Below are 3968 nucleotides of genomic sequence, written 5' to 3' on the forward strand. Positions count from 1 at the left end.
TCACATTGCCTTGTGCATCGATAAGTAAAACGCGTGCATTGGTAGCTTGCGTGGCCACCGTCAGATTTTCCATGCGTACTGTGCCGTTGGTGTGAAGCTTGGCGGTTGGGTTGGTGGTGCCTATACCAATATTGCCCAAAGAATTTATCGTAAACATATCAACATTGTTGGTACCTAACGATATGCTTTGCTGCCCCTGTTGTACCATACGTGCATTGCCATTAGCGGCTAAGCCTATTAGTAAGCCGCTACTTTGACCGGTTCCAGTGGTATTGTTCGTTATTTGTATGCCATAAATGTTGGTTGCCAACGTGCTTTTATTTTCATCGCCGTTTATATTATTTATTATGCCTATCGGTTTGTGAATGTGCAATACATTTTGAGGTGTAGAGATGCCGATGCCGCTATTTCCTTCCGGTGTTATTACCAAACGTTCGGTGGTGCCGGTTGCCAATACTAAGTTATCGTTCTGAAAATTAGTGATGGTTGCTTTATTACCTGTCATTCCGATAAACATCCCGATGGTTTGGTTACCAACCGGGAAACCTGTCGTTTGGTTGGTTATATTTAAATAAGTGTTAATAGAATTAAACTCGTGCAGGTGTAATGTTGTTCGGGGTACATAGGCTTCGCTCCAATCAAAGCCTATACCTATTTTATTTTTATGGTATAACCATCCATTGCAGTTTCCAGGAGATGAACATTGAATTTGATTTTGAGCTTGCATACAAATAGGCATTAAAGCCATACAACTAATTGACAATAAGGCTATTACCACCCATGTGCTTTCTGGAGGGCTTTACAAATGAAAAATTGGCTAATAAAGCGCATAAGTTGATAAACTAATTTGTTGCAAATATAAAGGATATTTTTTTTTATTGTCAAGAGGCAAATTTTTAAACTACGTTGTTATTGTATAGATGGTTGGTTTGAATTTACAAATGGTAGTTGTTATTGTATAGTTGGTAAATAGTTTTATATAACATAAACTATTTTATTAAAAATTATTAGTACTTCATTTATTTAAAAATTAAAAATTTAAAAATCGTCGTAAAAATTATTCATCTGTGTTCTAAGGCTTATATAGAAATAGGTTGTAGTTGGATAAGATGTTTCACTCCGCACATGTAATCCTACAAGAAGTTGCAAACGAGAAGGGCGATGCACTATAAGTCCACTCTCAACTTTCCATTGCGAAACATGAGCAAGGTTGCTAATGGTATCGATTTGCGGTAAGCGTTTTTCGTGAGTGGCATAACGGGCATCGTTTAGTTTCAAGTTTAAGAACCATCGTTTATAAGTATAATGTAGCATTAGTAATTTCTCCGAAAAATGATTTCCCAATGGATGGGCGATAGGCTCATTATGTTGCGTAAAAGTTTCGCGTTCGCTTGCACCCACATACATAGCAGGTGTTGCCTCGTTGTATTCTATAAGCAAAAAAAGATTTTTTATACCTAAGGGCTCGTTTATTTTTATTCCACACTGCCACGCCATTTTGTTTTGGCGAAGTGAATCGTTGTTCGAAAGTTCATCCAAAGCCCATTGCCCATAAATTTTAAGTTTAGGCAACAACGATAGTTGCGTTTGTGTTCCCAACATCACATTTTTTCGATTATTTAAGCCATAGAGCAAAGCTTGACTTCCGATAACAGGAATATAAAATTCTTCGGGTGGACGATTATTCTTTAACGACATGGCATTGAAAAGCGTATTCTCGAAAAATGCCCATTCCCATTGAGGCATGATTGAAAAGCTTAAATAATGTTGACTGCTATACTTACGCGAGTAAACCTTAGTGCGGTCGTCAAAAGCCGAAGCATTTTGAAAAACAGCATAAGTAGCAACATACTGCCAACGTTTACGCGTGAATGATATTCTAAAAAGTGGATAATCGAGAGGTGCATCGCTTAGCAAAACAGAACGATAGCCATATCCGATAAACTGACGGCTATGCCCCAATAAAAATTGCCAATGCTTGCTTGGCTGAAATTCAATCATTCCCGATGCTTGCGAAAAATCGTAACCACCATCCTTAAAACCACGAACGCGTCCACTCCCAGGCACTACCCCATTTTTTTTTATATATCGCACTACATAATCCTGATAAAATGCCTGATTTTCAACCATGGTTGTAACAAAACGAAAGCGTTGTTCAAACTGCCCACTAATATAAACACCTCGCAAATTCTGACTAAAAGAATGAAGGCTATCGTTCGAATAAGTCCAATTAACAAGTGGATTGATATGCAAAATAAAGTCTTTATCTTTTACCTGAACAAAGCTATGAGGCGAAAACTGCTTAAAATAAGATTGCTGCTCATAACGAACATCCATAAGATATTGCACAAAAACAGAATCGAGTTCTTTTGTGTGTTTGGTTATAGGAAAAAATCCCCCATGTAAAAAGGAATCTTTCTGCTGCATGACATATTCTGTTTTTTGCCGTTCATTCCAAACCAAAGAAAGTGGTAACTCCTGAGCTTTTGACTCATAAACAAGTAAAACGAATCCCAACAGCAAAAAAATACGCATGTTTTATTTTTTTGAGGCATTTTTTCGAGCATTTCTAAAATAGAGCCATCCTGTAAATAACAACGAAAAAGTTAACAAAGTAAAACCAATCCAATAATTACCATACCTATGAATCGAAAAAGCAACCACAATAAGCAACATTGAAAATAACGATAAAATAAACGTAGCTTTTAAATGCGAATAACCTAAATTTAATAAAAGGTGATGTAAGTGCTTTTTATCTGGTTTAAATGGAGAATGCCCTGAAAATATTCGGATTGTAAAAACGCGAATCACATCAAATAACGGGACAAAAATAATAGACATGGCCAATGTTGGAGCAGAGTAAGACCTAAAATACAAGTTCATAGAAGGATGCAGATTAGTATTGATAAATTCAATAGCGAGCATAGCCATAATTAGACCAATAAGCATAGAACCGGTATCGCCCATAAATATTTTTGCCGGTGTTTTATTGTAATATAAGAATCCAAGTAGTGCTCCGGTAAGAGCTACCGCCAAAATAGCATGTTGAAAATTCGGGTCAAAAAAATAAAAATAGATACCGTATGCCAACGATGATATTATGCCCATACTAGCAGCTAAACCATCGATGCCATCAATTAAATTAAACGCATTGATAATAACCAACACTGTAAAAATAGAAAATACTACGCTAACTAAAAAAGGTAATTCGGTTACCCCCAATATTCCAAACCATGAAGTAATACGCACATCGCCCCAAACAACTAATATTACAGATGCCACCAACTGCCCAACAGCCTTTTTTAAGGGTGAAAGCCCTACAATATCATCTTTAATGCCTATAACGGCTATCACAATGCATGCAGTAACTACATATTGCAAATGCCAACAATAAGCAAAGTTAGTCCAAAAAGACATGCTAAAAAAGAATCCAAATAAAATAGCTAATCCACCAAGTGTTGGAATATTGTTTTGATGTAATTTACGAGGATTGGGCTCATCGTACAAGTGCTTCATCTTTGCAACTGTTATGATAGTTGGAATCGAAAGTAATGATGTCAATAAAGACGTAAGAAAGGCAAATAAAATATTATACTCTTGCGACCATTCCATATGGTTGAAAATCATTCAAAATTTTGACAAATTTAAATAAAGCATACTTAAATACAAAATTTAGCAAAAAATGACGTATAAATGATAAATATTTCCACTATTGTCATCGCAAACAAACTGAGCGAAGCGCCCTACACCAATCACTTTTAGCAAGATGGCAACAATAAGATTGCTGCTGCTTCTAAAATGTAGAAAAATCGCAATGACATGAAAATATTATGAAATAGCCATGAGAATAAATTCACAGCAACCGAAAATGAAATTATCACTCACAAATAAGCCTTGCTCTTTATTCGAATGGCGTATTCCATGTGACCTTAATTTAAAAATTAAAAAATAATTACACATGAAAATAA

At 35.8% G+C, this 3968-nt stretch carries 3 protein-coding genes; all 3 read right to left on the bottom strand.

The annotated features are described in order from the left end of the window. The coding region (locus tag HPY79_12395) for a hypothetical protein (protein ID NSW46600.1) at positions 1 to 778 on the bottom strand (778 nt) is incomplete at its 3' end. Between the two features lie 260 nt (positions 779 to 1038). Next, positions 1039 to 2535, bottom strand: a complete 1497-nt coding sequence (locus HPY79_12400) for a hypothetical protein (GenBank protein ID NSW46601.1) — start codon at positions 2533 to 2535, stop codon at positions 1039 to 1041. 3 nt (positions 2536 to 2538) lie between these two features. After that, a complete protein-coding gene (locus tag HPY79_12405) occupies positions 2539 to 3627 on the bottom strand; it encodes an undecaprenyl/decaprenyl-phosphate alpha-N-acetylglucosaminyl 1-phosphate transferase (GenBank protein NSW46602.1) in 1089 nt (362 codons plus the stop codon). Positions 3628 to 3968: the final 341 nt, after the last annotated feature.

The sequence above is a fragment of the Bacteroidales bacterium genome, from assembly GCA_013314715.1.
In the GTDB taxonomy this organism is placed as follows: Bacteria; Bacteroidota; Bacteroidia; order Bacteroidales; family GWA2-32-17; genus Ch61.

Coding starts and splice junctions, on each gene's coding strand:
- HPY79_12400 (NSW46601.1), bottom strand. CDS start 2,535: ATGCGTATTTTTTTGCTGTTGGGATTCGTTTTACTTGTTTATGAGTCA.
- HPY79_12405 (NSW46602.1), bottom strand. CDS start 3,627: ATGATTTTCAACCATATGGAATGGTCGCAAGAGTATAATATTTTATTT.